Source organism: Collimonas arenae (assembly GCF_000786695.1).
In the GTDB taxonomy this organism is placed as follows: Bacteria; Pseudomonadota; Gammaproteobacteria; order Burkholderiales; family Burkholderiaceae_D; genus Collimonas; species Collimonas arenae_A.
This window is the reverse complement of record NZ_CP009962.1, coordinates 1,342,296-1,367,758: the sequence shown is the minus strand read 5'-3', so window position 1 is coordinate 1,367,758 and position 25,463 is coordinate 1,342,296. Positions and strand designations below refer to the sequence as shown.

The 25,463-nt window shown below is 56.4% G+C and carries 24 protein-coding genes; 11 read left to right on the top strand and 13 right to left on the bottom strand.

Annotated elements, in window-relative coordinates; translation table 11 throughout:
- Positions 1 to 334: 334 nt before the first annotated feature.
- On the top strand, positions 335 to 1,099 hold the full coding sequence (locus tag LT85_RS06155; protein WP_038486562.1) for an MHYT domain-containing protein: 765 nt from the start codon (positions 335 to 337) through the stop codon (positions 1,097 to 1,099).
- 57 nt (positions 1,100 to 1,156) lie between these two features.
- Here the strand turns inward: LT85_RS06155 and LT85_RS06150 are convergent, their stop codons facing one another.
- Positions 1,157 to 3,634 carry a S9 family peptidase gene (locus LT85_RS06150; protein ID WP_052134769.1) on the bottom strand — a complete coding sequence of 826 codons (2,478 nt, stop codon included), beginning with the start codon at positions 3,632 to 3,634 and terminating at the stop codon, positions 1,157 to 1,159.
- Positions 3,635 to 3,902: 268 nt separating this feature from the next.
- On the opposite strand from LT85_RS06150, the gene LT85_RS06145 reads away from it, so the two are divergent.
- Genes LT85_RS06145 through arsH form a run of 4 tightly spaced genes read left to right on the top strand, consistent with a single transcriptional unit; the run spans position 3,903 to position 6,112 of the window.
- On the top strand, positions 3,903 to 4,241 hold the full coding sequence (locus tag LT85_RS06145) for an ArsR/SmtB family transcription factor (RefSeq protein WP_038486560.1): 339 nt from the start codon (positions 3,903 to 3,905) through the stop codon (positions 4,239 to 4,241).
- Positions 4,242 to 4,280: 39 nt separating this feature from the next.
- Positions 4,281 to 4,997, top strand: coding sequence for an MIP/aquaporin family protein (locus LT85_RS06140; protein ID WP_038486558.1), 717 nt, complete (start codon positions 4,281 to 4,283; stop codon positions 4,995 to 4,997).
- Positions 4,951 to 5,382, top strand: coding sequence for an arsenate reductase (glutaredoxin) (arsC, locus tag LT85_RS06135; RefSeq protein WP_038486556.1), 432 nt, complete (start codon positions 4,951 to 4,953; stop codon positions 5,380 to 5,382). Before LT85_RS06140 ends, arsC begins: the two co-directional genes overlap by 47 nt.
- The gene (arsH, locus tag LT85_RS06130) at positions 5,375 to 6,112 is read left to right on the top strand and encodes an arsenical resistance protein ArsH (RefSeq protein WP_038486554.1); all 738 of its coding nucleotides are present in this window, start codon (positions 5,375 to 5,377) and stop codon (positions 6,110 to 6,112) included. The genes arsC and arsH overlap by 8 nt, the downstream gene beginning before the upstream one ends.
- A gap of 232 nt (positions 6,113 to 6,344) precedes the next feature.
- On the opposite strand, the gene LT85_RS06125 is transcribed toward arsH, so the two are convergent.
- Together LT85_RS06125 and LT85_RS06120 are read right to left on the bottom strand one after the other, a co-directional pair.
- Complete coding sequence (locus LT85_RS06125) at positions 6,345 to 7,127, bottom strand: alpha/beta fold hydrolase (protein WP_038486552.1); 783 nt, start codon at positions 7,125 to 7,127, stop codon at positions 6,345 to 6,347.
- Positions 7,120 to 8,118, bottom strand: coding sequence for a M14 family zinc carboxypeptidase (locus tag LT85_RS06120; protein WP_052134767.1), 999 nt, complete (start codon positions 8,116 to 8,118; stop codon positions 7,120 to 7,122). Before LT85_RS06120 ends, LT85_RS06125 begins: the two co-directional genes overlap by 8 nt.
- A 178-nt stretch (positions 8,119 to 8,296) precedes the next feature.
- Here LT85_RS06120 and LT85_RS06115 point away from each other — a divergent pair, with 178 nt between their 5' ends.
- Positions 8,297 to 9,157 carry a PhzF family phenazine biosynthesis protein gene (locus tag LT85_RS06115; RefSeq protein WP_038486550.1) on the top strand — a complete coding sequence of 287 codons (861 nt, stop codon included), beginning with the start codon at positions 8,297 to 8,299 and terminating at the stop codon, positions 9,155 to 9,157.
- Between the two features lie 75 nt (positions 9,158 to 9,232).
- On the opposite strand, the gene LT85_RS06110 is transcribed toward LT85_RS06115, so the two are convergent.
- The gene (locus LT85_RS06110) at positions 9,233 to 10,468 is read right to left on the bottom strand and encodes an NADH:flavin oxidoreductase/NADH oxidase family protein (RefSeq protein WP_172656949.1); all 1,236 of its coding nucleotides are present in this window, start codon (positions 10,466 to 10,468) and stop codon (positions 9,233 to 9,235) included.
- A gap of 69 nt (positions 10,469 to 10,537) precedes the next feature.
- On the opposite strand from LT85_RS06110, the gene LT85_RS06105 reads away from it, so the two are divergent.
- Complete coding sequence (locus tag LT85_RS06105) at positions 10,538 to 10,975, top strand: MerR family transcriptional regulator (protein WP_052134765.1); 438 nt, start codon at positions 10,538 to 10,540, stop codon at positions 10,973 to 10,975.
- A 38-nt stretch (positions 10,976 to 11,013) separates the two neighbouring features.
- Here LT85_RS06105 and LT85_RS06100 read toward each other — a convergent pair whose 3' ends face one another.
- The gene (locus tag LT85_RS06100) at positions 11,014 to 11,388 is read right to left on the bottom strand and encodes a nucleotide pyrophosphohydrolase (protein ID WP_038486548.1); all 375 of its coding nucleotides are present in this window, start codon (positions 11,386 to 11,388) and stop codon (positions 11,014 to 11,016) included.
- Between the two features lie 227 nt (positions 11,389 to 11,615).
- Between LT85_RS06100 and LT85_RS06095 the strand changes: the two genes are divergently transcribed.
- On the top strand, positions 11,616 to 13,019 hold the full coding sequence (locus LT85_RS06095; RefSeq protein ID WP_038486546.1) for a GGDEF domain-containing protein: 1,404 nt from the start codon (positions 11,616 to 11,618) through the stop codon (positions 13,017 to 13,019).
- Positions 13,020 to 13,054: 35 nt separating this feature from the next.
- Here LT85_RS06095 and LT85_RS25260 read toward each other — a convergent pair whose 3' ends face one another.
- From LT85_RS25260 to pepN, 4 genes are all read right to left on the bottom strand, one after another.
- The gene (locus LT85_RS25260) at positions 13,055 to 13,612 is read right to left on the bottom strand and encodes a DUF2726 domain-containing protein (protein ID WP_172656948.1); all 558 of its coding nucleotides are present in this window, start codon (positions 13,610 to 13,612) and stop codon (positions 13,055 to 13,057) included.
- Between the two features lie 217 nt (positions 13,613 to 13,829).
- Positions 13,830 to 14,114: a hypothetical protein gene (locus LT85_RS06085; RefSeq protein ID WP_038486544.1), complete on the bottom strand. Its 285-nt coding sequence runs from the start codon at positions 14,112 to 14,114 to the stop codon at positions 13,830 to 13,832.
- Between the two features lie 186 nt (positions 14,115 to 14,300).
- A complete protein-coding gene (locus LT85_RS06080) occupies positions 14,301 to 15,302 on the bottom strand; it encodes a class 1 fructose-bisphosphatase (protein ID WP_038486542.1) in 1,002 nt (333 codons plus the stop codon).
- Positions 15,303 to 15,379: 77 nt separating this feature from the next.
- Positions 15,380 to 18,091, bottom strand: a complete 2,712-nt coding sequence (gene pepN, locus LT85_RS06075; RefSeq protein ID WP_038486540.1) for an aminopeptidase N — start codon at positions 18,089 to 18,091, stop codon at positions 15,380 to 15,382.
- 581 nt (positions 18,092 to 18,672) lie between these two features.
- Here pepN and LT85_RS06070 point away from each other — a divergent pair.
- On the top strand, positions 18,673 to 19,323 hold the full coding sequence (locus tag LT85_RS06070) for a DUF4136 domain-containing protein (RefSeq protein WP_052134760.1): 651 nt from the start codon (positions 18,673 to 18,675) through the stop codon (positions 19,321 to 19,323).
- A gap of 74 nt (positions 19,324 to 19,397) precedes the next feature.
- Here LT85_RS06070 and LT85_RS06065 read toward each other — a convergent pair whose 3' ends face one another.
- The 4 genes from LT85_RS06065 to LT85_RS06050 all read right to left on the bottom strand — a co-directional run bounded on the left by LT85_RS06065 (position 19,398) and on the right by LT85_RS06050 (position 23,244).
- Positions 19,398 to 19,577 (bottom strand): hypothetical protein, encoded by a 180-nt coding sequence (locus LT85_RS06065; RefSeq protein WP_038486538.1) that lies wholly within the window; start codon positions 19,575 to 19,577, stop codon positions 19,398 to 19,400.
- A gap of 33 nt (positions 19,578 to 19,610) precedes the next feature.
- On the bottom strand, positions 19,611 to 20,585 hold the full coding sequence (locus tag LT85_RS06060) for a quinone oxidoreductase family protein (RefSeq protein ID WP_038486536.1): 975 nt from the start codon (positions 20,583 to 20,585) through the stop codon (positions 19,611 to 19,613).
- 116 nt (positions 20,586 to 20,701) lie between these two features.
- A complete protein-coding gene (locus tag LT85_RS06055) occupies positions 20,702 to 21,613 on the bottom strand; it encodes a DMT family transporter (protein ID WP_038486534.1) in 912 nt (303 codons plus the stop codon).
- Between the two features lie 131 nt (positions 21,614 to 21,744).
- Positions 21,745 to 23,244 (bottom strand): helicase HerA-like C-terminal domain-containing protein, encoded by a 1,500-nt coding sequence (locus tag LT85_RS06050; RefSeq protein WP_038486532.1) that lies wholly within the window; start codon positions 23,242 to 23,244, stop codon positions 21,745 to 21,747.
- A gap of 91 nt (positions 23,245 to 23,335) precedes the next feature.
- On the opposite strand from LT85_RS06050, the gene LT85_RS06045 reads away from it, so the two are divergent.
- Together LT85_RS06045 and purD are read left to right on the top strand one after the other, a co-directional pair.
- Positions 23,336 to 24,061, top strand: coding sequence for a YebC/PmpR family DNA-binding transcriptional regulator (locus LT85_RS06045; RefSeq protein WP_038486530.1), 726 nt, complete (start codon positions 23,336 to 23,338; stop codon positions 24,059 to 24,061).
- A 13-nt stretch (positions 24,062 to 24,074) separates the two neighbouring features.
- Positions 24,075 to 25,349: a phosphoribosylamine--glycine ligase gene (purD, locus tag LT85_RS06040; RefSeq protein ID WP_038486528.1), complete on the top strand. Its 1,275-nt coding sequence runs from the start codon at positions 24,075 to 24,077 to the stop codon at positions 25,347 to 25,349.
- Positions 25,350 to 25,463: the final 114 nt, after the last annotated feature.

The window sequence follows — 25,463 nt, the reverse complement described above, 5'->3', positions numbered from 1 at the left end:
CATACTGGCGCGCCAGGTTGTAGATTTGTCGCTTTCGCCCCTTTGGGCCGTGTGTATTTGAGCACAGCGGCTGCAGCACATACTCGACTCGCCGCCCCCTTTCGGCTCGCCATCGCTCCCCAACATTACGTTACCAAATTATTCTTCCGGCAGCATTGCCAGCAGGAAATTTAAACTCTATATTGTTTCGTGGTGGAAACAATTATCCGGGTAGAGATATACGCCACTGCGTTATGCATTTGACTCGCGTCCAAAGCAATATTGTTGCAAAAAACATTGGCAACAGGCGCGTTATCGCGTCGATTGCCGCTTATATTCAAACAGGGAGAAAACCATGGATCCATTGCTAGGCCAGTTATTAACGCCCAGATATGATGCCGCGCTGGTATTGCTGTCATATCTGATTTCATTCTGGGGCGCTTTGCTGGCTCTGCAATGCGCTAAATCCATGTTCCGCAAGGACGGCACGCTGGACCTGGGCATGACGGTTTGCGCCGCAGCTTCGCTGGGCGGCATCGGCATCTGGTCGATGCATTTTCTTGCCATGCAAGCCTACCGCCTGGCCGTGCCGATTTCCTATGACGTCTGGCTTACCGCGGCATCGCTGGTGGCCGCCATCGTCATTTCCGGCATTGCGCTGTACCTGGCCGGTAGCCATGGCAAGTTCAAGGTCTCCGGCTGGCTGGCCGGTAGCCTGCTGGCCGGCGTCGGCGTTTGCGTCATGCATTACATGGGCATGTATGCAATGAACCTGCGCGCCACTATGTCTTTGAATCTCACCACAGTGTTCATCTCGTTGGTGATCGCCATTGTCGCGGCAAGCGCAGCGCTATGGCTTGCCTTTAACTTGACCCAGCTACTGCACCGGATTGTAGCGGCGCTGGTGATGGCGCTGGCGGTGTGCAGCATGCATTACGTCGGCATGTTCGCCGCCAATATGATCTGCACTACCGATGCACCGCTAATCCCACTCAAAATCGGTGGCAACTATCTCGACGTCTCGGTCTATTTCGTGGCGGGCCTGCTGTCCTTATGCATTTTCTGGGTGGTGCTGGGGCGCAGCATGGATGACAACAAGCTAGCTGATTCACTACACTGACCAGCGCAGCATAAAAAAACCGGGTGCCAGGCACCCGGTTTTTTATGGCAGTAGCGTTCAAGGTTTCGCAGCCGGCTTGCCCGGTCCGATATACGTTTCCAGCCAGCGGTTCGATTCCGCCAGCATCTGCATGATCGACTCACGCGCACGATAGGCGTGTGCTTCGTTCGGTAGCATCACCAGCCGCGCAGTCCCTCCCAGCCCCTTGATCGCAGCATACATGCGCTCGCTCTGCACCGGGAACGTACCAGGATTATTATCCTGTTCGCCATGGATCATCAGCAAGGCATCTTTGATCTGGTCGGCATAGTTGAAAGGCGACATGGCTTCATACACGTCTTTCGCCTGCCAAAAATTGCGTTCCTCGGCCTGGAAACCGAAAGGCGTAAGCGTGCGGTTATAGGCGCCGCTGCGGGCGATGCCGGCCTTGAACAGGCGGGTATGCGCCAGCAGGTTGGCAGTCATGAAGGCGCCGTAGGAATGGCCGCCGACCGCGATGCGATCACGGTCGGCGACGCCCAGCCGCACGACTTCATCCACCGCCGCCTCGGCGCTGGCGACCAGTTGCGCTACATAGGTGTCGTTCGGTTCCTTGCTTCCCTCACCGACAATCGGCACTGAAAATTCATCGAATACCGCGTAGCCCATGGCCAGGAAAGCCTGCGGCCGCCAGAAGCCGATGCGGTTGAAGCGATACGGCGAATCGGTGGTCTGGCTGGCCGCTTCCGCAGATTTGAATTCAGCCGGATAAGCCCACATCAGCATCGGCAGCGGGCCATCGCGCTTGGCGTCGTAGTTCGGCGGCAGGAACAGCGTACCGGTGAGCTCAACGCCGTCCTTGCGCTTATAGCGGATCAATTGCTTGCTCACGCCGTCAAGCTGCGGCGTCGGATGCGGGAAATGCGTCAGTGCGCGCGGCGTCGACTGTACGTCTGCGCTCAGGTCGCGCACGAAGAAATTACCGGGCTCGGTCGGCGATTCGCGCGACGTCAGCAATCGCTGGCCGTTATCGTCCAGTAGAATTTGCGGCGCTTCGTAGTACGGCGCTTGCGAATGGAACAGCCGTGTGGCCTGCCGCGTCTGCAAACTGACCTTATCCAGAAACGGCCGGTCACCCTCTGGAGATGCACCGCTGCCGATCCGGAAAATGCTATCGCCATCAGCGCCAATCAGCAAACGTGCCTCGCCGTGTTCATCACGCACCATGACTGGCCGGCCTGGGTCCTTGTAACGATCTTCAGAAGACGCTTCGCGAATCAATTGCGGCGGACGATCGGGATGATCCGGCGCGATGCGCCACTCCTTGACCTGGCGCGTCTTCCACCAGAACTCGTTGAGCAGCGCCAGTTCGCCGTTACCCCAAGAGATGCCTGCATAACGCGAATTCAGGCGCGCCAGTGTGATCGGCGCCTGCTCGAATGGCGCCGCCTGCATCAGCACCAGATCGCGCGTCTCGACCTTGCGTGCAGGATCGCCGCCGTCCTGCGCCTCCGCCCAGACCAGAGTCGCAGGCGCATCGTTTCGCCAATCGATACGACGTACGCCGACCGGCACCGCATCGTTACCAGTTGGCAGCCCCTCGACCAGCGGCAGGCTGGCAATCTGCTTCACCAGCTTGCCGTTGCGATCCAGCACCTCAATCCGGCGTGGAAAACTGGTCACCGGAACCTGATAGGAAAATGGCCGTTCGATACGCTGGCGCAGCACGTAACGGCTGTCAGGCGACGGTTCCAGCCCCAGCGTCAGCGACGGCTCGCCCAATTTGACGAGCTTGCCGTCCAGATCGATCAGCGCCGCCTGCGCGCGCAAATAATGCTCAAGGGTGAGCGCGTCATTCTCGTTCTTCAACAGATCCTGAAAAGTAGGATTGCTCTTCACGCCAGCGCCCGGCTGCGTCATCTGTACATTGGGGCCGCGTGGAATACCATCCGCAACCGGCGCTGTAGCAGACTCGTCGGCACGCAATTGCACCAGCAGTTGCCGGCTATCGGGCATCCAGCGATAACCGTTACCAGCGACCGTATTCAACGGCTTTGCAGTCAGCCGCCGCGCACGGCGCGCAGCAACATCGACCAGCCATAGCTCGTTAGTGCCGGTCTTGGCATCGACCTGATTGAAAGCGATATAGCGTTGGTCCGGCGACCAGCTTGAGCTGGCGATCGACAACGGTTGCGGCAATCCCTGCAAACGGATTTCCTTGCCGCTGGCGATCTCCATCAAAAACAAATCGTTGCCAAATGAAAAGCGGCTCTGCGCATAAGTGCGCGGGTTAATCCGCAGGCCGGCCAGTTTCAGCTCCGGCTGTGCGACAGCGTCGATGCCCGGCAATGACGGCGTCTGCGTCAACGCCAGCAAATCGCGGTGCGGACTGACAGACAGCTGCGGCGGCAGCGGCGCATCCACCACAGCTTGCAGGGGCAATGGCGGCAGTTCATAGCTTCCTGCCGTTTTCGCGGGAGTTTGCGCTTGAATCGCTGGCGGTTGCACAACCAGCAGAGAACCGATGAGGGCGAGGCCTTTGGAAGACAATTTCATATCGATTAGTAACTAAGTGAATGAAGGCGGTTATTAACGAGCGCGCCCAATACAACAGGGGCCGGATCAAATGCAATGTGATGACTACCTATTCTTTTGGCTGGCAAACACCAAGTCGGTCATTATGACTGGACTTTGCCAAACAACAACACGTACAGCATGTAAACCTGCCGTGACCATCGGCGCAGATTCGATTTCCTTACACAAACAATTCCATATTTCGATAATTATTGAATTAATTTAATGTTTCCACTAATATGCAAGCATCATGGAAAACAAATCCGCCGTTATCGCCCTTGCCGCCCTTGCCCAGGAATCGCGCCTGCAAACCTTTCGCCTTTTGGTACAAGCAGGACCTGAGGGCCTGGTTCCTACGCAGATCGCCGAAAACCTCGGCATTGCTCCATCATCCCTCTCTTTTCATTTGAAGGAGCTTGCGCATGCCGGTTTGATTACATCCGAAAAAAACGGCCGCTCCATCCTCTATGTCGCCAATTTCACTGCGATGAACGGATTGATCCAGTTCCTGACCGAGAACTGCTGCGGCGGCAATCCATGCACGCCGGTTTGCACCCCGGCCTGCGTGACTGTCGCGACTTCTACCTGAAGCACATCCGCAATCAGGAAAACTTGAACATACGTCGATATGACACAGTCTCGTCAATTAACAGGTGAATTCCTCGGTACGGCATTTCTGCTAGCGATCGTCGTCGGCTCCGGCATCATGGGAGAACGGCTGGCGGCAGGCAACGTCGCCATAGCGCTATTGGCAAACACCCTAGCGACCGGCGCCGGTCTGGTCGCGCTCATCCTGACATTTGCGCCGATCTCGGGCGCGCATTTCAACCCGGTCGTGACCTTGAGCGAAATGTGGCTCGGACACATTCCGGGGAAGCTGGCGTTACTTTATATCGCGGTCCAGATCGCGGGAGCTTTTTCCGGCGTCGCTGCGGCGCACGGCATGTTCGGCGATGCGGCCTTCTTTGCTTCACACCATGCGCGCAGCGGACCTGCCCAGTGGTGGAGCGAGTTCATCGCCACCTTCGGCCTGCTGGCTGTCATCATCAGTTGCTCTCGCAACCGGCCGGCATACACGCCATTTGCCGTAGGCGCCTACATCACCGCAGCCTACTGGTTCACATCGTCGACATCGTTCGCCAACCCGGCCGTCACCTTGGCCCGCGCCGCATCGGATACGTTTGCTGGCATCCGGCCGCAAGACGTGCCGGGCTTTATCGTCGCGCAGCTGCTCGGCGCTGCGGCCGCCGCGATCCTGTTCAAATGGTTATTCACACCAAACAAAGAGGGCTCCCATCATGGAAATCAAGATTTATCACAATCCGGCTTGCGGGACATCCCGTAATACCCTCGCCCTGATCCGCAATACGGGAATAGAACCGCACATCATCGAGTACTTGCAAACGCCGCCCAGCCGCGCTGACTTGCGTCAGATCATTCAGTTGGCGGGCCTGACGGTGCGCGCTGCAATGCGCGAAAAAGGCACGCCTTTTGCCGAGCTCAAACTGGACGATCCGTCGCTGAGCGACGACGAACTGCTCGACGCCATGCTTGCCAATCCGATTCTGATCAACCGTCCATTCGTCGTAACGCCAATCGGCGTGCGGCTATGCCGACCATCCGAGCTCGTGCTGGACATTCTGCCCTTGCCACAGTTGGGTGCTTTCACCAAAGAAGATGGCGAAGCGGTGATTGACGCCAATGGAAAAAGGATAAAGAGCAATGACTAGCAAACTCAACAATCTGCCCAACATCAGCGCACCGCATCTGGATATGCCGACGCTGCAAAAACTGGACACGCCGACAACATCGACACATGCCCCGCGCATCTTGCTGCTATACGGCTCTCTGCGCGAGAAGTCGTACAGCCGCTTCCTCACACTGGAAGCCGAGCGCATCTTGCAGCATTTCGGCGCCGAAACACGCGTATTCGATCCGCACGGTTTGCCGATGGTTGACAGCTGTACGCCAGACCATCCAAAAGTGCAGGAATTACGACATCTCTCGGAATGGTCGGAAGGCCAGGTCTGGTGCAGCCCCGAACGACATGGCGCGATCACAGGCGTGTTCAAGTCGCAGATCGACTGGATTCCATTGGAAGTTGGCAGCACCCGCCCGACCCAAGGCCGAACGCTGGCAGTAATGCAAGTATCTGGCGGCTCGCAATCATTCAACGCCGTCAACGGCCTGCGTGTCCTCGGACGCTGGATGCGCATGGTCACCATTCCCAACCAGTCTTCGGTCGCCAAGGCGTATCAGGAATTCGACGACAACGGCCGCATGAAGCCGTCGCCTTACTATGAACGCCTGGTCGACGTGATGGAAGAACTTTACAAATTTACGCTGCTGGTGCGCGACCGCTCGGCATACCTGACCAGCAGGTACAGCGAACGGAAGGAGGCCGCTCCCGAGCTGGCTATCAGCCTGACTGAGGCGGCGATGAATCATGAGATGACTTAGAGGCTGTTGCGAACACAGTTGGCTAGGCTCGCCGACGAAGACAGTACGAGCAGTACGGCTAGGAGGGTGTAGCAGGGGTTTCGGACGACACTGTCGTCTGCCTGCGGAACGACCCGGGCTTGCAAGTCCGGGCGCGCCCTGCAAGGGCAACAACGCTAGATTAATTTCACAACAGCCTCTTAGCAAGAACAGGAACCGGTCATTCAGCGAACTACTGAGGAACTCGACAAACCTAGTGCGACACCGGCGGAGACGGCGCCATGACAAGCCAGTCCCGCACTTGTTCGGCCACCCAGCGCCCGGCATCCAGGGTGAGGTCATGGCCGGCGGCGGCCTGCGTCGCCAGCGGCGCTTGCCATTGACGCGCGAGCGCTTGCGAACAGCGCGGATTGATCAAGCGGTCCGATCCGCCCGCAAGCAGCAATAAGTGGGGTAGCGGCGCATGTCTCGGCGCACAATAACGCGCTGCTGCACATAGCTGGCGCAAAGCGTTGCCCAGCGTAACCGGCTGATCACGCTGATAGCCAATCCACTCTTCCAATACAGCGGTTTTCTCAGTTCCCTGACTGCTGGTCAGCCGCAACAACAGGCGCTCCTGCCTGGCGATATTACGATTGACAATCCCCAGCAAGCCAACTGCCAGCAGCGCAGGATAGTTGCGCGGCCTGAGACGGTGGTAAAACGGGCTGACTGGCCGCAAACTGGTATTGAGGAGAACACAGCCATCGACTTCTTCCGGATAGCGGGTTGCCCAATCGGTTGCGACCATGGCGCCCAGCGACAAGGCGAACAAATTGTAAGGCGGCAAAAGATCCTGGCTTAGCAGCTGCCGACGACAGTAGTCCGTCATGTGCTCCACGCGCGCCGGGCTTCTTTTGTCGTGCAGCCTGCCGTTACCGGGCAGGTCGAGAAGTATGGTGTCGGCTTCCGGCACCACCGCGCGGAACACATCTGGAAACTGTCCCCAGTGCCGCGTCTCTCGCATCAAACCGCGCAGAAATATCCATTTAGCCATGGTAAGTACCATTATGCGGAACACTCACGGAATTGGCGGGCATCCAGTTTTTATGGGCGCCGGCAGCATGCGTCAGGAATTCCAGCCAGACCAGGTGGCTGCGCAACACGCGATGCAGCCGGCTGGTCGATTTTGGATTGAACATCCCGTGCCTGGAAAACAGCTGGCGCGGATTTTCCCTGACCCATAGCCAGGATCCCATTTCCAGCGTGAGCGGCAGAAAAACCTGTCGGCTGCCGGCCGGCATCTGCAAATAGAGGTAATCCCACAAATCGCCATGTGTCAGATACTGGCAGTTTTGTGCTTCAAATAAATAATTATTTTCGCGATAAGTCTGGTTGAACAGATCCGCCAGGGCCATGATTTCCGGCAAATGGCGAATCGGCTCCCGGCTGTGCGCGTAAGGAAACCAGATGCGGTCTTTGACGCCGAAGCCAGAATGACAATCCAGCGCAATGCTGAATTCACGACTCATCAGCTCTTCCTGCACCACGCTGCAGAGCGCCTGGGCTTCGGCCTCCATCGGCGCATCGGATCGTCCGCGATACCATGGCAAGCGGGCGCTGATCCGCTGCCCGCCAACCAGAAAATGCGCCTTCTCGCTAGCGTTGAGCGGCGCATTGCGCATCAGGTCCACGCCGCGCGGATTGCAACGCGTGCTGTCCCACATACCGGCGGGATTTACCAGAGGCATGAAAACCAGGCGTACCGACGCCAGTTGGTGATGCAGCACCGTGTCCCATTTCAGGCGGGATAGCAGGCTACGCAGAAAGGCCAGCAGAACCCGGGTGCCGATCCGCTCCAGGCCGTGAACGCCGCCGAAGAAGCCGACTGCCGGCGCCGCAGGGTCTTTGCTGCCGATGGTCAGGACATAGACCGGGAAACAATGTCCCTTCATTTCAATGTCGCATATGGTCCGGCTTTCCAGATAAGGCTGCCCATCCTGGATGATGCGTTCCAACTCGATCAGCTCGGGTAAATCGAAGTCCATTTTTGGCGCCTCCTCTGACCGGCGAATGATCGCTCGGCACAGGGTAAACTTTTGCGCCATGTTCCGGATATTGTCAAGGGAATATCTGAAAAGTGTGCGTTACATAAGGTAGGATAACGCTTTGCCAATGCGTGAATGGCACGGCACTTTCACTCCACCACAGAATCACAGGACTTCCATGAGCACCTATGCCTACCGGCTCCTCAATGTCTTCGCCGAATCCACTTTCGGCGGCAACCAGCTGTGCGTATTTGAAGATGCCCGCGGCATGGACGACGCCACCATGCGGGCTTTGGCGCTGCAGTTCAACCTGTCGGAAACCACGTTCATCCTGCCCTCTGAGCGGGCTGATGCACGCGTACGTATCTTCACACCCGATTATGAAATGCGCTTTGCCGGTCATCCGACTCTCGGCACTGCCCAGGTAGTGCGCGAACTGGCGCACACCGGCGATACGCTGTCTCTGGAGTTCACCGCCGGCGTGGTGCCGGTCAGTGCCGCAGGCGATGTCTGGACCTTGATCGCACCCCAGCCAGGCGGTCTGAAGACCGCATCGGAAAAAATGACGACGGTAGACATGGCCGCGCTGCTCGGTTTGCAGCAAGACGATTTGCTGGACGCGCCCTTGTGGGTAGATACCGGCAGCGACCAGTTGCTGGTAGCCCTGCGCAACATCGATGCGGTGCGCCGCACCCGTCCGGATGCTGCGCGGCTTGAGGCGTGGCCGGAAAGCAGCCTTGAGCGCAAGACCGTGTATGTGTTCGCTTTCGATCCCGATTTTCCGGGTCGCATCGTTTCACGCTATTTCTTTGTCAAAACAGGCGGTGGCGTGGTGGAAGACCCCGGCACCGGATCGGCTTGCGCCAACCTGGGTGGCTGGCTGATCGCCAAAGGCTATGCTTTGCCTGCACGGTACCGTATCGAACAGGGCGAAGCAGTCAAACGCCCGTCCGTGCTGCACCTTCAGGTCAATCCTGACGGTGCGATTCAGGTCGGCGGCAAAGTCATCGAACTCGGCCGCGGCAGTATAAATGTGTAAATAAATTTATAGATACGTTTGCAAATCAGCTTTTAGAACGCGAATACGCATAAACGCTTGTCGCTTCTTGTCGCTTCACACCCGCGCTTGCGACCAGCGCCGATAGCGCTTTGTCAGCCGCCTGGTGCGCAGTTGATCGCCGACCAGGCTCCACAGCGCTGAATGATTGCCTCTCGCGGTACGGCTGTCGCCCAGCAGACGTAAGCGGCGCTTGACCAGCGCCATGCGCGCCACAGCCGCCATGACCTGATCTTTCCAATCGACTTGCGGACTGTGTGCGACCTGGTCGCCACCCGCCTGCCATTGCGCCGGCAGGTCAGGGGCAATCGCCAACGCGGTAGCCATGCCGACCACTGCCACGCCACCGGCCAGTACCTGTTCCGCGACAGCCTTGCGGCGAATCCCGCCGGTGGTCATCAATGGCATTTGGGCGACTGCGGCCAGTTCTTTCGCGAACTCCAGGAAATAGGCTTCGCGCGCCAGACTACGGCCGTCTGCAGTGCGTCCTTGCATGGCGGGGCTTTCATAGCTGCCGCCAGACAGCTCAACCAAGTCTACCGGCATCTGGTTCAGCCAAAGTATCACCTGCCTGGCATCGTCTTCGGTGAAGCCGCCGCGTTGGAAATCGGCTGAATTGAGCTTCACCGCCACGCAAAAGCCGGCAGAAACTCTTGCCCTCACCGCGCGTACAACATCCAGCAACATGCGCGCCCGGTTTTGCAAGCTGCCGCCCCATTCGTCCTTACGCTGATTGCTCAGTGGCGACAAGAATTGCGATATCAGATAACCATGCGCAGCATGAATCTCGACGCCTGTAAAACCGGCCCGCTCGGCCGCTTCGGCGGTAGCCGCAAAACGTGCGATGACCTCCCGGATTTCAGCACTATTCATGGCTTTCGGTTGCACAAACAGCTTGCTGTGCTTACCCATATCCAGCGCCACCGCCGATGGCGCCCATGCGCGGCCACCCATGGCTGCCATTACCTGGCGTCCCGGATGATTAATCTGCATCCATACTTGCGCACCTTTGTGCTTTGCTGCATCAGCCCATTGCATAAAGGGCGCCAACGGCGTATCCGCCTCCAGCACAATGCCGCCCGGGCCGGTCAGCGCCGCGCCGTCGATCATGACATTGCCGGTGATGATCAAACCCGCTCCGCCTTCGGCCCAAGCATAATAAAGACGCTGGATGGCCGGGCCCGGCAATTGTCCTGCGTCAGCCATATTTTCTTCCATCGCCGCCTTGGCCAGGCGATTGGGCAGCACGCTGCCATTGGGGAGTTGCAAATTTGAAAACAAGGATGATTGCATGGCAAAACCGTTGGCAGGTGATGGAAATACTGTATCCTAAGATTAAAGTCAACTTGAAGGTCAAGCATAATGAAGATCGGGGAACTGGCGGAAAAAGCTGGCGTAGCGCCTTCAGCCATCCGCTATTACGAGCAAAGTGGCCTGCTGCCCAAACCCGGGCGTGGCGCCAACGGCTATCGCGAATATGCCGATACCGCCCTGGAACGCCTGCGACAGATCCAGATGGCGCAAGGCCTGGGATTTTCGCTGGATGCAATACGAAGCGTATTCGCCAGCCATCAAGAACTGTCCAAGGATCAGCTTTTGCACAAACTGGACGGCCGCCTACATGAAATCGATCAACTGATGAACACGCTGCGCGAGCAGCGGCAACATTTGCAAGCCTTGCGCTCAACGCTGCATGAAACCTGGGCCGCAGGTGAGTGCGCCAATGTCGCTAGCCTGGAACATGGCAGGATTGCAAAATCCGCTCAAGCGCGTCGAGCGGAAGACAACGCAGACAACTGACTGCGCAGCAATCACGGTTAATCACCGCGCATGAACCTTTACCGATTCTTGTATTCGTCATATTTGCGCGCATCTCCACGCACTATGTCTGCGGGATACTTGGCGCGATTGAGGACCATTTTTTCGGACACCGCTGCGCTCAGGTCGACATTCAGTTTATCGGCAAGGCGAATCAGGTAAGTCAGCACATCTGCCATCTCGTGCCTGACCTGCTCCAGCTTGACCGGACCGAGTTCGTCGCTGCTGCCGTTTTGAAGCCATTGAAAATGCTCAAGCAGCTCGGCGGCCTCGACACACAATGCGGAAGACAGGTTTTTGGGCGTATGAAACTGATCCCAGTCACGTTCTTCGACGAAAGTGCGTATTTCTTCGCGCAATTTGGCAAATTCTCCGCTGTCTTGTTGGCCATTCATACTGAAACTCCAAATTGAATTTCTTAGCATCTTATATGCTACCGGCGTAAAACGGGATTCACGTTACCCTGCATAAAATGACAGTTTCTCAATTAAATCTACAAAAATCCTATCGAAACTGGAAAATGTTTGTTACCTTGCTTGTAAGAATCTGTTTTTAATTGTCATATTGCGAGCTGACAAATCGCCGCCAAGCGACGGCGCCATCATCTGAGCCAAGGATGCATATGGACATGAGCGTAACTATCGGTGAGCGGCCGGAATCCATTCGCCGCGCGACCAAAATTTATGCAGCATTCCTGATCGCCGGTTTCGCCCTGTCCCCGGTCGCTTTGATTGCCTACCTGTATTTTTTCCAGGATCCGGCGCTCAAATTTGAAAACCACCTGTTTCACGAAATCGCGATTGCAGGCGCCACTATCGAAGGCCTGTTCGTGGCCTATGTGAGCTGGCGCTGCTATCTGTCGTCGGGAGAGCCGCTGTTGCGCTGGCTCACATTGGGCTTTCTTGGCTTTACCCTGATCTATGCTCCACACGGCGCCTTTACCGGCATGGCGCACCACAATATCTGGCTATTCCTGCTATACGGCCCGGCCTCTCGACTGGCTATGTCTATCCTGCTACTGATAGGACTGTTATCGTTCAACCAGGAGCCCGACACACCGGAACAACGAGTTAATCCGCGGCCATGGCTGGCCTGGATCGCGGTGTTTCTGGTCGTCGACGTTGCGGTAGCGATACTTGCTTATTCCCCGATCGCAAGCAGCCCGGCAGTACGCCTGGCGATGGAAGGTGGCGCCCTGCTGTTTTCGGCAGTCGATCTCAGCCTCATGCTGATCGGTCGGATCCGCTCGCCGCTGATGACCGTTTTCGGTATTTCGATCGCCTTGTTCGGCTTGTCGTCGCTGGCGTTCATCCTTGGCAAGCCGTGGAACCATATGTGGTGGCTGGCGCATGCGATCTTTGCCGGCGGCTTTTTCATCCTGAGCTACGGCATCATCAAGGCATTTCACACTACGCGTTCGTTTGCTAATATCTACAACCAAGAAGAAATGGTGAACCGTCTGGCGATGGCTATGGTGAGGACCGAAAGCGCCCTGCAGGAACTGCAGCGCAGCAACCAGATGCTGGAGCACCTGGCGTCAACCGATCCACTGACCGGCGCATCTAACCGGCGCCACTTCATTGAACGCGTGGATGCCGAAATCGCCAGGGCCAAGCGCGACGATCTGTCATTCGCGATGCTCGCTCTCGATTTGGACAACTTCAAGGCGATCAATGACCGCTACGGCCACCAAGTGGGCGATCAAGTCTTGCAGGGTTTCGTACAAAAATGCTCGGAAGAGATCCGCCCCTACGACAGCGTGGCGCGCATGGGCGGCGAAGAATTCATGGTGCTGCTGCCGCAGGCGACAATGGAATTGGCAGTGACGATAGGTGAACGCATCCGGCAAGCCACTGAAAACGCCGTATTCGAAAGTATCCTGGTACCCAAGCTGATACTCACGGTGAGTATCGGGGTTTCGCAGTTCGGCCAGGACGGCACGACCATCGACACGATTTTCCGTGCCGCCGACGAGCGTCTTTATCGTGCCAAAGACCAGGGCCGGAACTGCGTGATTACAGTATAGAATCCGCCGAAGCGCAATTCCTCAGGGCGAGCTAATTAGCCGGCGCCGGTATTCCGGTATTTACCGATACCGATACCGAATATGCTGGTTTGATGCGTCTTGTTCTTCACTACCCGCAGTTTTTTGGTCGGATCCAGCAAGGTGAAGCGTTCTCGGATATCGGCTTCGCTGGGCAACGAATTTGCACGCCAGCGGATGATGTCTATACCTGCATTTTTCAGCGCCTTATATTTCCGCTCATCCTCTTTACTGATGGTTTTGACGTTGTGGTTCTTATTATCAATTTCAATGACCGCAACCACTTCGCTGGCTTTGTCGCACACCACGAAATCCAGGTTCTTCGATGTCAGGGTATCCAGTCCGCCGCTGTCCTTGGTGCCAAGGCAACGACCCAGGCTGACTTGCGCCAGCACCATATGATCCGGCAAGGCGCCCACCAGCCGCCAGTACATGACCTGATCGTTATTCGACAATGGTTTTTTCCTGATGTATTCGCGGCGTTTTTGTTGTGTCGCCTGCTTCTCTCTGGTGACCACGGCTATGACAGCCAAGATGATCATCGTCAGCACGGTCAGTGCGATGACTGCTTTCATTATTCTGTTCCCCTGGTTGAACGCAGCGGCCATTATATTTCCATATAGAAATATAATGAAGATAAAATTGGTGAGTTTGGGAGGTAAAACCAGGGAATGCGAGGAGAAAACGCTGAATCACGTCATCAGGAACGGCGCAGGAATGTGATTTTTCTACAGCAATGATGCTGTCAGCTCATCGAGCAGACAGCATGGAGAGGCCAATAAAGCTGTTCAGTTATGTGTTCAAACCGAAAATCGCATCATAGCCATTCTTGGCGCGATCGATTTCATCCAGTTCGTTGCTCAGTTCCAGATCTTCCAGTTCCTCCACCGCGTTGATGAACTGCTTGCGATCAGCCGCGCCGATGACGCGGTAGATTTCCTGCTTCGCATTCACTACGGCGATCAGCATCTGCTCTTGTCGCACGAGCTTCTCTTCCACGATCGTGATCAGCAGATTGGCCATGATATCTTTGTCGAACTCGGGGATATCCTTATCTCCGACTAGTGCTGTTTTCAATCTATTCCTCTTGTGTCTATTGATGGGTATTGCCGTAAAGCGTTTGCTGTAGAGCGATTGCCGACAAGGCGCAATTTTACAACGTCTGGCATTTTACCGTTGCGCAAGGGCTGGTCTTCTGACCTGACCAGCGCCCCCGCAGCGGGCTTCCTGTCCTACTCCAGATTACGCCTGATTTACGCCTGATTACTCCTGGTGATAGCGCGTCACCAGTTCGACTTCACTCTTGGAGCCGAGGAACACAGGCACTCGCTGGTGCAGCTTCTCTGGCTGGATATCCATGATCGCTTGCTTGCCGTCGGTAGCTGCACCACCGGCTTGCTCGACGATAAAGGCCATCGGATTGGCTTCATACATCAGACGCAGCTTGCCTGGCTTGTCCGGTTCACGCGCATCGGCTGGATACATGAAAATGCCGCCGCGATTGAGGATACGATGGACGTCCGCCACCATCGAGGCGATCCAGCGCATGTTGAAATCCTTTTGGCGCGGGCCGGTGCTGCCAGCCAGCATTTCGTTGACATAACGCGTGACCGGCGAATGCCAGTGGCGAGCGTTGGACGCGTTGATTGCAAATTCCTTGGTCTCGGCCGGAATCTGCATGTCGCGTTGGGTAAGTACCCATGAACCCATTTCGCGGTCCAGGGTAAAGCAATGCACGCCGTTGCCAGTGGTCAGGACCAGCATGGTTTGCGGGCCATACACCGCGTAGCCAGCCGCAACCTGCTTGCGGCCGGATTGCATGAAGTCTTGTTCGGTCGGTGTTTTCATGCCGTCCGGCGCTTTCAGCACCGAAAAGATGGTGCCGATCGAGACGTTGACGTCAATGTTGCTGGAGCCGTCGAGCGGATCGAACAGTAGCATGTATTCGCCTTGCGGATAACGGTTCGGGATCGGATGGATCGACTCCATTTCTTCCGATGCCATGGCTGCCAGATGGCCGCCCCATTCATTGGCTTCGAGCAGGATTTCGTTGGAAATGATATCCAGTTTTTTCTGCACTTCGCCCTGCACGTTTTCGCTATCGGCGCTGCCCAGGACTTCGCCCAGTGCGCCCTTGCCGACCGCGTGGCTGATGGTTTTGCAGGCGCGGCCCACCACTTCGATCAGCAAGCGCAATTCCGCCGGAATGCTATTGTGCAGCCGTTGTTGCTCGATCAGGTGCTGCGTAAGACTAATACGTTTCATAGTGCTCTTTCTTCGTTACGGCTCTTCGCCGCCAATCATGGCATACCACTCCCTGATCCGCGGCGAATCGACAAAAATCAATTGGCGAGTGCTTTGCCAATTACCTCCAGTACATCCTTCGACAAATTAGGCGCCGCCGCCACACGTTGCAAGGCGCTACGCATTTTTTCCTGCAGTGCTGGCGCATACTTGCGCCAGCGGTCCAGGCTGCGCGACAAGCGTGCGGCAACTTGCGGGTTGACGCCATTGAGCGCGATCACCTGGTCGGCCCAGAATTCATAACCGCTGCCGTCGACCGCATGGAAATTGGCTGGATTACCGCTGCAGAAACTGAAAATCAGGCTGCGCGCGCGATTCGGGTTTTTCAACGTGAACGCCGGATGCAGCGCCAGTGCGCGAATGGTGGCGACGTCGGCAGTATAAGCTGTGGCTTGCAACGCAAACCATTTGTCGATGACCAGCGCTTCCTGCTCGAAGTCCTGATAGAACTTCTCCAGCGCAGCGGCCTTGCCAGGCGCACTGCTGTTGGTCAGCGCCACCAATGCAGCCAGGCGGTCAGTCATGTTGTTGGCGTTGTCGTACTGCTGCTGCGCCAGCGCGTGCGAGCCAGCTTCGTCGGCCTGGATCAGATACGACAAGGCGACGTTCTTCAACGCGCGCTTACCGGCAGCGTCAGCATCCGGACTATATTCGCCAGGCGTCTGGTTGGCGTGATAAGCAGCCAGCAAATCATCCTTGAGCGCTTGCCCCAGTTTGCCACGCAAATATTGGCGCGATGCATGGATCGCTTGCGGATCGATGACGTCGGTCTGTTCCGCCAACAGCAATTCCGACGGCAGCGTCAGGGCCTGTTCGCGGAAAGCGGCGTCGAGCGTGCTGTCGTTAAGGATCAAGCCCAGTGCGTTGCCCAAGGCCGCGCTATTGGAGGCAGCGTTGTTCAATACATCTTCCAGCGCCACCACATTGCCGGCTTGCGATGCTTCTTGAACAGCTGTCGTCAGCGTCAGCAAGCTGCGCGTCGCCAAACGTTGGCCTGCTTCCCAACGGTTGAACGGATCGCTGTCGTGCGCCAACAGGAAAGCCAGTTCGGCATCGGTATAGGCGACATCCAGCACCACCGGTGCGGAAAAATTACGCAAGATCGACGGTACAGGTTGTTCGGCGACATCGATAAAACGGAAAGTCTGCTGCGCCTTGGTCAGTTCAAGTACGCGGGTGGTGTCATCGTTGACTTTGCCTTTGCCGTCGCTGCTCAGACGCAGTGTCATGTCTTTGCCGCTGCTGTCGAGCAGGCCGACCGCCACCGGGATATGGAAAGGCAGTTTCTTGGTTTGCCCCGGTGTCGGCACGCAAGTTTGCGACAGCGTCAGCTCGTAAGTCTTCTTGTCCGCATCGTACTTGCTCTGCACTTGCACCCGCGGCGTGCCGGCCTGGCTGTACCAACGTTCGAACTGGCTCAGATCGCGGCCGTTGGCATCGACCATAGCAGCGCGGAAATCGTCGCACTCGACTGCGTGGCCGTCATGGCGTTCGAAGTACAAATCCATGCCTTTACGGAAGCCGTCGCGGCCAAACAAGGTCTGGTACATGCGCACTACTTCTGCGCCCTTTTCGTAAATCGTGACGGTGTAGAAATTATTGATTTCCACATACGAATCAGGACGTACCGAGTGAGCCATCGGACCGGCATCCTCAGGGAACTGGGCCTGGCGCAAAACGCGTACATCATCGATGCGCTTGACGGCGCGGCCGCTGTCGGTGCCGATCATGTCAGCCGAGAACTCCTGGTCGCGGAAGACTGTCAGGCCTTCTTTCAGCGACAACTGAAACCAGTCGCGGCAGGTGACGCGATTGCCGGTCCAGTTGTGGAAGTATTCGTGACCGACCACCGCTTCGATATTGGCGTAATCGACGTCGGTGGCGATGCGCGAATTAGCCAGCACATACTTGGTGTTGAAAATGTTCAGGCCCTTGTTTTCCATTGCGCCCATGTTGAAGTCGCCGACAGCAACGATCATGAAACGGTCCAGGTCCAGCTCCAAGCCGAAGCGTTCTTCATCCCAACGGATACTGTTGATCAACGAATCCATGGCGTGCTGGGTCTTATCCAGATTACCGTCTTCGACCCAGACTTGCAGCAAGACTTCACGGCCGGATTTCAAGGTGTATTTTTGTTCCTGACAGACCAGGTTGCCGGCCACCAGCGCGAACAGATAAGAAGGCTTATTGAATGGGTCTTCCCATTTGGCATAATGCCGGCCATCCGGCAGGTCGCCCTCTTCGATCAGGTTGCCGTTCGACAGCAATACCGGATATTTCTTTTTGTCGGCGCGCAACATGACGGTGTACTTGGCCATCACATCCGGACGATCCGGGAAATAGGTGATCTTGCGGAAACCTTGGGCTTCGCACTGGGTGAAAAAATTACCATTGGAGACGTACAAACCCATCAGCGAAGTATTCTTTTCCGGGCTGGTCAGCGTTTCAATTTCCAACACCACCTTGGCGGGCGCGGAAGCGATGCGCAATTTGCCAGTTTCCAGCTTGTACTGGCTGGCCTTCAGTTGCTTGCCGTTGAGGCGCAACTGCACCAGTTCCAGCTCTTCGCCGAACAAAACGATTTCCTTGCTCGTACTGGCCGGATTACGGCGCATCGTGATGCGAGTAGCAATACGGGTCGCGGCAGGATCGAGATCGAAACCCATGTCGACGGTGTCGACCAGAAATGCAGGGACGGTGTAATCCTTACGATGAATGGTTGGTGGTGTAGCGGAAGTATCGGTGCGCATAGGAAATGGTCGCTAAGGTGACGGGTTAATTGTAATAACTTCGATTGGCAACTATGGCTGGTAACTACAGTCGGCAACTAAGCATGTCACTACGAGCGATAGCTCGGTGACTAGCTTAGAGGCTGTTGCAAACACACCTGGGCTGTTGCTCCTCCTAGCCATCTGTGTTTGCGCAGCCTCTTAAAACCTGGCTGGTCAGTCTTAATCAGTGTAATTGGTTCTTAAAATTGCAGGCAGGCAGTGATTCTACCAATCAAAGCGAAAAGGATCATCCAATTTGAGGCAGATATGCACTACAACCGCCAACAATAGATGTCGAATTGAAAACATGGCAATAATTGGAATAAATTATCATCAAGACATCGCTCATTTGTTTTGCCGGGAAATCAAATCTCGTTAGTTACAGATAGAGACAAAGCGATAGAGCAACACTATCAAGATTTGGCTAAAATGCTAAGATCATGCAGTTCTTTCAGCCGCCAAGCCAAAAAGAACGCAAGCTCCATGCATCCGCTGCCGCCGACGCCTATCAGGTAAAACCAGGAAATGCGCCGCGCATCCCCCCACGAAGAGGAATCATAATGAATCGCATCATCAGTCTATGTATCGCCTCGCTGTTATTGTTGCTAGGCGGTTGTGCCACTGTCATTCGCAGCAATGTCACGGCCTTTAACGAATGGCCTGCGGACCTGCCGAGCAAATCCTTCGTATTCGAACACACGGACGCGCAGAACAATGACCTGGAATATCGCAACTATGAAGGCCTGGTGCGCGCGGAATTGCAGCGCCTGGGATTTGTGCAGCAGGACAATACCGCCACCGCACAATTGAAGGTTGCCCTGAACTACAGCATCGCCGCGCGCGACGTCCACGTTGTGGAGCCGGTTGTCGCTGATCCAATGTGGTACGGCGGATATGGCCCTTATGGCTGGGGACGGCCGGGATTCTATGGCCCCAGGTTTGGCGATCCGTTTTACGATCCGTTCTGGTACGCACCGCAAGTGGTCGGTCAGCGCGAATATGACTATCAACTATTCCTGCGCCGCCTGAATATCATCATCACGCGCGCCGCCGGCGGCCAAAAACTGTATGACGTCACTGTCAACAGCGAAGGCAAGATGAATTCGTTACCGGCCGTGATGCCATATCTGGTGCGTAGCGCCTTTACCGATTTCCCGGGAAAGAGCGGCGTGCCGCATGTGGTCAAGCTAAAGGTTGAGGACCAACAATAAAGCCCGGCCAAGGTAAAACAGCCTGTGCCCTCACTACGGTGAGGGCACAGGCTGTTTTTTTGCGGCTGTGACAATCAGCTATAAAACCATTCGCTGGCAAACGTGATGAAGCCTATCAGAATCACCACCAGCACCAGCACAATCAGCAGTCGTCCGAATTTAGGCGAGCCGTCGCTGCCGGTCGGTTGCTCTGCCGGATGATGCATCGGATTTTCCAGTTGGTCGTCCGGCTGCTCTTTCAAGGGGTCGTTCATTCATTCCTCTGGGGATAAACTCATGGGGAAAATTCAAGGAATCAAGACAGTGGAACCAGTGGTCTTGCGCGCCTCCAGATCGGCATGTGCCTGCCCCACATCTTTCAAAGCATAGCGCTGGTTGATTTCAATCGTGATTTTCTTGCTGTCCACCATCTGGAACAAATCCGCAGCAGCAGCATCAAGATCGGCCCGGGTCGATATGTAACTTGGCAGCGAAGGCCGGGTAATCGTCAGCGAGCCGCGCGACGCCAATTCGTTCAGGCTGAACGGTGGCACCGCACCGGAGGCATTGCCGAAACTGACCATGGTGCCCAAAGGCGCAAGGCAATCCAGCGAACCGATGAATGTATCTTTGCCGATCGAATCATACACAACCGGCACGCCTTTGCCACCGGTGATTTCACGCACCCGTTCGACAAAATTCTCGGTCTTGTAATTGATCACATGGGTGCAGCCGGCCGCTGTCGCCAGCGCCGCTTTTTCTGCCGAGCTGACGGTGCCTATCATGGTCACGCCCAGCGCTCGCGCCCATTGGCTGGCGATCAGGCCAACACCGCCCGCGGCAGCATGGAACAAGATGGTTTCACCGCCGCGCAAGGGGAAGGTGCGGCGAAACAGGTATTGTGCAGTCAGGCCCTGCAAAGTCATTGCAGCGGCCGTATCGAAACTGATGGAATCAGGCAATGTGATCAGGAACGCTGCCGGCATCACACGCGCTTCGGAATAAGCGCCATTAGGACGGGTCGCATAAGATACCCGGTCACCGACCTTGACGTGCGTCACCCCCTCGCCCACCGCTTCGATCACGCCTGCAGCTTCCTGGCCCAAGCCACCCGGCAACGGTTGCGGGTACAAGCCGGTGCGGAAGTAGACGTCGATAAAATTCAAGCCGCAGGCAGCGTGCCGTATCCGCACTTCGCCCGGGCCTGGATCGCCAACCTCCACGTCTACATAATCCATGACCTCCGGGCCGCCGGTTTTCGATATCCTGATTGCTTTTACCATGATTGCTTTCACCTCCTAATAATCCTCGATAGCTAATACTTAGATAGCTACAACTTACATTGCATGAAATTGCAAAAATTTTTATCTGACCGCGTTTCTTTTCTGCTTTTTATTTTCTATGTCTTCTTTTTCGAGATCAGATAAATCCCCACCAACACCAGACTGGTGCCCGTCAGCTGGATCGCCGTAACTGGCTCGTCCAGAATCAGCGCACCTAAAAACAAGGTCGAAACCGGCCCGACCATACCGGCTTGCGCCGCAGTCGCGGGACCAATGCGCGCCACCGCAATCATCGTCAAAAACACCGGCAGCACCGTACAAAACACGGCGTTAATCATCGACAAGCCATATACCGGCGCCGACTGTTGCAACAAAACCGGCCACGGCCGCAACACCATGAACTGCACAATGCAGGCAACGCAAGAAACACACATCGCATACGCCACCAGCCGCATCGCACCGACCCGGCTCACCAGTTCGCCCGATAGCATCAGATACAGCGCATAGCTGATTGCCGCCCCTAGCACCAAGGTACTTCCCAGGCCGATATTGGCGCCGCCCAGGCGCACATCATGCAAGAACACCAGCACCGTTCCCAGATAGGAAATCAGCAATGCAGCCCACTCCAGCCATGTCACCCGGCGCCGGTAAAACAGAAATGACATCAGCAACACGAACGACGGCGTCAAAAACAAGATCAAACGTTCCAGCCCGGCCGAAATATACTGCAGGCCGAGAAAGTCGAGAAAACTCGACAGGTAATAGCCGATCAATCCCAGCACCACTATCCGGGCCCGGTCGCGGTTCGACAACGGCGTTTCGCTACGCGCCTTCCACAAGGCCACGGCGGCAAACAACGGCAACGAAAACAGCATGCGAAACGTGATCAGCATGACCGCATCAACCGGATAGCGATAGATCAGTTTGGCGACAATCGCCTTGGCTGAAAACAGAATCGCGCCGGCAACGGCAATTGCCAAGCCGCCAAGAAAGAGTTGGCGACCGGCCGGGTATAACTTGCTGCTCATTGATTGCCCATGGGGGAATTGTAATGGGTATAGGAAGATCGCGTTGTTAAGGGATCGGAGCAAGAAAAAAACTGCTCAGCCGATCCCTCTGACAACGCCATCATGCGGTGATACGGCGTACGATTATTTGTTTACTTTTTTTTCAGCAAAGATCCCAGCACGCCGCGAATCAATTCGCGTCCAACCTGAGAACCGATGGTGCGCGCAGCGGACTTGACCACTGCCTGTACCACGCTGTCTTTATGCCCCGAACCGCCGCCCAGCAAGCCGCCCAACGCGCTGCCCCACGAACTGACAGTGGCCCCAATCGACGAATCCGTACCGGCTTGCGCGCCATCTTTGGCTGCTGGCGTAGCGCTGCGTCCCTTCAATATTTCGTATGCCGATTCGCGATCCACTGCGGCCTCATACACGCCGGCGACAATCGATGTCGCCATCAGTTGCTTGCGCTCTTCATCTGTGATCGGTCCGATCTGCGATGCCGGCGGCAGGATGAATGCACGCTCGACGATAGTCGGACGTCCCTTCTCGTCAAGGAAGGACACCAGTGCTTCGCCGACGCCAAGTTCGCCGATGACTTCTGCCGTGTTCAAGGCCGGATTGGCGCGGAAGGTATCGGCGGCGGCTTGCACGGCTTTTTGATCGCGCGGCGTATAGGCGCGCAGCGCATGCTGCACGCGATTACCCAACTGGCCCAGCACGGTATCGGGAATATCCAGCGGATTTTGCGTGACGAAGAATACGCCAACACCTTTGGAACGGATCAACCTCACCACTTGCTCGATTTTCTGCAGCAAGGGCTTGGGCGCTTCGCTGAACAGCAAATGTGCTTCGTCAAAGAAAAACACCAGCTTCGGCTGGTCCAGGTCGCCCACTTCGGGTAAATGTTCAAACAGTTCCGACAGCATCCACAGCAAAAAGGTGGAATACAGGCGCGGCGCGTTCATCAGCTTGTCAGCCGCCAGAATATTCACCACACCCTTGCCACTGCCATCGGTCTGGATCAGGTCGTCGATATTGAGCATCGGCTCGCCGAAGAACTGTTCGCCGCCTTGCTCGCCAATGCCGATCAGGCCGCGCTGGATAGCGCCGATGCTGGCGGCGGAAATATTGCCGTATTCGGTCTGGAAACTGGCAGCATTGTCACCGACGTGTTGCAACATCGCCCGCAAATCCTTCAGGTCCAGCAACAGCAGGCCGTTGTCGTCGGCGATCTTGAACACCAGCTGCAACACGCCTTGCTGGGTATCGTTCAGATTCAGCATACGCGCCAACAGCAACGGCCCCATGTCGGAGATCGTAGCGCGCACCGGATGGCCCTGTTGGCCATACACATCCCAGAAAGTGACCGGCGTCGCCGCCCACTGCGGCTCTTCGATTCCCAGCGCCTCCAGCCGCTGCTTCAACTTACCCGAAGAGGCTCCAGCCTTAGCCATGCCGGACAAATCACCCTTGACGTCGGCCATGAAAACCGGTACGCCGCGATCCGACAAAGCCTGTGCAATCACTTGCAAGGTGACGGTCTTACCGGTGCCGGTGGCGCCGGTAATGCAGCCATGGCGATTCACTAATGCGGGCAGGAGCACCAGGTCATGCTCGGCGTTTTTGGCAATCAGGAGAGGATTTGACATGGTTTGGGGTCGATTTCAGTGGATTTCAAGAAAGTGCAATATGGTAAAATTGCGCTTTGATTATAGCTAACTAGAGCAAGAAAGAACCATCATGGCTGGACACAGCAAATGGGCCAATATTAAGCATAAGAAGGCCGCAACCGACGCCAAGCGCGGCAAAATCTGGACCCGCTTGATCAAGGAAATTACCGTTGCGGCCCGTATGGGCGGCGGCGACATTGACGCCAACCCGCGTTTGCGACTGGCAATCGACAAGGCGTCCGACGCCAATATGCCCAAGGACAACGTCACCCGCGCCATCCAGCGCGGTAGCGGCGGCCTGGACGGCGTCAACTACGAAGAAGTGCGCTACGAAGGCTATGGCATCGGCGGCGCCGCCATCATCGTAGATTGCATGACTGACAACAGAATTCGCACGGTCGCCGAAGTGCGCCACGCCTTTTCCAAATACGGCGGCAACATGGGCACCGAAGGCTCTGTGGCGTTCATGTTCAAACATTGCGGCCAGTTGCTGTTCGCGCCAGGCACCAATGAGGACGCTTTAATGGAAGCGGCATTGGAAGCAGGTGCGGAAGATGTCGTCACCGACGATGAAGGCGGCATCGAAGTTATTTCGGATCCCCATGATTTTTCCGCACTCAAGGAAGCCCTGGAAAAAGCCGGCTTCAAGGCAGAAGTGGCTGAAATCATCATGAAGCCGGCGACTGAAACCGTGTTCACCGGCGACGACGCCGTCAAGATGCAAAAGCTGCTGGACGCGCTGGAAAACCTGGACGATGTACAAGAAATTTATAGCAACGCAGTAATCGAAGACTGATACACGGACTCATATGAAAATTCTGGTAGTGGGCTCTGGCGGCCGCGAGCATGCCCTGGCGTGGAAAATCGCCCAATCCCCGCGCATTCAAACGGTCTTCGTCGCACCCGGCAACGGTGGCACTGCGCTCGACCAGCGCCTGGAAAACATCAACATCACCGATCCGGCGGCGCTGGCGGATTTCGTTGAACGCGAACATGTCGCGCTCACCGTGGTCGGTCCGGAAACTCCGCTGGCAGCAGGCATCGTGAATATTTTCCGTGCCCGCGGCCTGAAGATTTTCGGCCCGACCAAGGAAGCGGCGCAGCTGGAAAGCTCGAAGGATTTCGCCAAGTCCTTCATGCAACGTCATCACATCCCTACTGCCGAATATCAAACCTTCTCCGACGTCGGCGCAGCGCATCAGTACATCGACCAAAAAGGCGCACCGATTGTCATCAAGGCCGATGGCCTGGCTGCCGGCAAGGGCGTTGTGGTTGCCATGACTCTGGAAGAGGCGCACGGCGCGGTCGACATGATGCTGTCCGATAATCGTCTCGGCGATGCAGGCGCGCGCGTAGTGATCGAAGAATTCCTCGCCGGCGAAGAAGCCAGCTTTATCGTCATGGTCGATGGCAAGAACATCCTGCCACTGGCCACCAGCCAGGATCACAAGCGCCTCAAGGACGACGACCAGGGGCCGAACACCGGCGGCATGGGCGCCTATTCGCCAGCCCCTATCGTCACCCCGGCGCTGCACGCACGCGTCATGCGCGAAATCATCACGCCGACAGTGCAAGGCATGGCCAAGGACGGTATTCCGTTCAGCGGCTTCCTGTACGCTGGCCTGATGATCGACGACAAGGGCAATCCGAAAACGCTGGAGTTCAACTGCCGCATGGGCGACCCGGAAACCCAGCCGATCATGGCGCGCCTGAAAACCGATTTGCTGATGGTAATGGAGCATGCTGTCAGCGGCACCCTGGATACGATTGAACTGGAATGGGACCGTCGCACCGCGCTGGGCGTGGTGATGGCTGCGTCCGGTTACCCGGACGCGCCGCGCAAGGACGACCTGATTTCCGGGATTCCGCCGGAGAACGCCGATACAGTGACGTTCCATGCCGGCACCACCCTCACCGGCGAACGTTTGACCACATCCGGCGGCCGCGTACTGTGCGTAGTGGGCCTGGGCGACAGCGTCAAGATGGCGCAGAAACAGGCTTACGGCGTGGTCGACCTGATTCATTTCGACGGCGCGCAGTTCCGCCGCGATATCGGCTGGCGGGCACTGAAGAAACATGCCTGATCGGTTTATCGGCTAGCTGCGTCGGTACTAAACAAGTCGGGGTCAGGGGTTTTCGTCATGCAAGACGAAAAACCCTGACCCCGATTTGAATAAACAGTTTATGCTTTTAGCGTT

Bases quoted from the DNA above. Each gene is read 5' to 3' on its own strand.
- LT85_RS06155 (WP_038486562.1), top strand. From the start codon at position 335: ATGGATCCATTGCTAGGCCAGTTATTAACGCCCAGATATGATGCCGCG.
- LT85_RS06150 (WP_052134769.1), bottom strand. From the start codon at position 3,634: ATGAAATTGTCTTCCAAAGGCCTCGCCCTCATCGGTTCTCTGCTGGTT.
- LT85_RS06145 (WP_038486560.1), top strand. From the start codon at position 3,903: ATGGAAAACAAATCCGCCGTTATCGCCCTTGCCGCCCTTGCCCAGGAA.
- LT85_RS06140 (WP_038486558.1), top strand. From the start codon at position 4,281: ATGACACAGTCTCGTCAATTAACAGGTGAATTCCTCGGTACGGCATTT.
- arsC (WP_038486556.1), top strand. From the start codon at position 4,951: ATGGAAATCAAGATTTATCACAATCCGGCTTGCGGGACATCCCGTAAT.
- arsH (WP_038486554.1), top strand. From the start codon at position 5,375: ATGACTAGCAAACTCAACAATCTGCCCAACATCAGCGCACCGCATCTG.
- LT85_RS06125 (WP_038486552.1), bottom strand. From the start codon at position 7,127: ATGGCTAAATGGATATTTCTGCGCGGTTTGATGCGAGAGACGCGGCAC.
- LT85_RS06120 (WP_052134767.1), bottom strand. From the start codon at position 8,118: ATGGACTTCGATTTACCCGAGCTGATCGAGTTGGAACGCATCATCCAG.
- LT85_RS06115 (WP_038486550.1), top strand. From the start codon at position 8,297: ATGAGCACCTATGCCTACCGGCTCCTCAATGTCTTCGCCGAATCCACT.
- LT85_RS06110 (WP_172656949.1), bottom strand. From the start codon at position 10,468: ATGCAATCATCCTTGTTTTCAAATTTGCAACTCCCCAATGGCAGCGTG.
- LT85_RS06105 (WP_052134765.1), top strand. From the start codon at position 10,538: ATGAAGATCGGGGAACTGGCGGAAAAAGCTGGCGTAGCGCCTTCAGCC.
- LT85_RS06100 (WP_038486548.1), bottom strand. From the start codon at position 11,388: ATGAATGGCCAACAAGACAGCGGAGAATTTGCCAAATTGCGCGAAGAA.
- LT85_RS06095 (WP_038486546.1), top strand. From the start codon at position 11,616: ATGGACATGAGCGTAACTATCGGTGAGCGGCCGGAATCCATTCGCCGC.
- LT85_RS25260 (WP_172656948.1), bottom strand. From the start codon at position 13,612: ATGAAAGCAGTCATCGCACTGACCGTGCTGACGATGATCATCTTGGCT.
- LT85_RS06080 (WP_038486542.1), bottom strand. From the start codon at position 15,302: ATGAAACGTATTAGTCTTACGCAGCACCTGATCGAGCAACAACGGCTG.
- pepN (WP_038486540.1), bottom strand. From the start codon at position 18,091: ATGCGCACCGATACTTCCGCTACACCACCAACCATTCATCGTAAGGAT.
- LT85_RS06070 (WP_052134760.1), top strand. From the start codon at position 18,673: ATGAATCGCATCATCAGTCTATGTATCGCCTCGCTGTTATTGTTGCTA.
- LT85_RS06065 (WP_038486538.1), bottom strand. From the start codon at position 19,577: ATGAACGACCCCTTGAAAGAGCAGCCGGACGACCAACTGGAAAATCCG.
- LT85_RS06060 (WP_038486536.1), bottom strand. From the start codon at position 20,585: ATGGTAAAAGCAATCAGGATATCGAAAACCGGCGGCCCGGAGGTCATG.
- LT85_RS06055 (WP_038486534.1), bottom strand. From the start codon at position 21,613: ATGAGCAGCAAGTTATACCCGGCCGGTCGCCAACTCTTTCTTGGCGGC.
- LT85_RS06050 (WP_038486532.1), bottom strand. From the start codon at position 23,244: ATGTCAAATCCTCTCCTGATTGCCAAAAACGCCGAGCATGACCTGGTG.
- LT85_RS06045 (WP_038486530.1), top strand. From the start codon at position 23,336: ATGGCTGGACACAGCAAATGGGCCAATATTAAGCATAAGAAGGCCGCA.
- purD (WP_038486528.1), top strand. From the start codon at position 24,075: ATGAAAATTCTGGTAGTGGGCTCTGGCGGCCGCGAGCATGCCCTGGCG.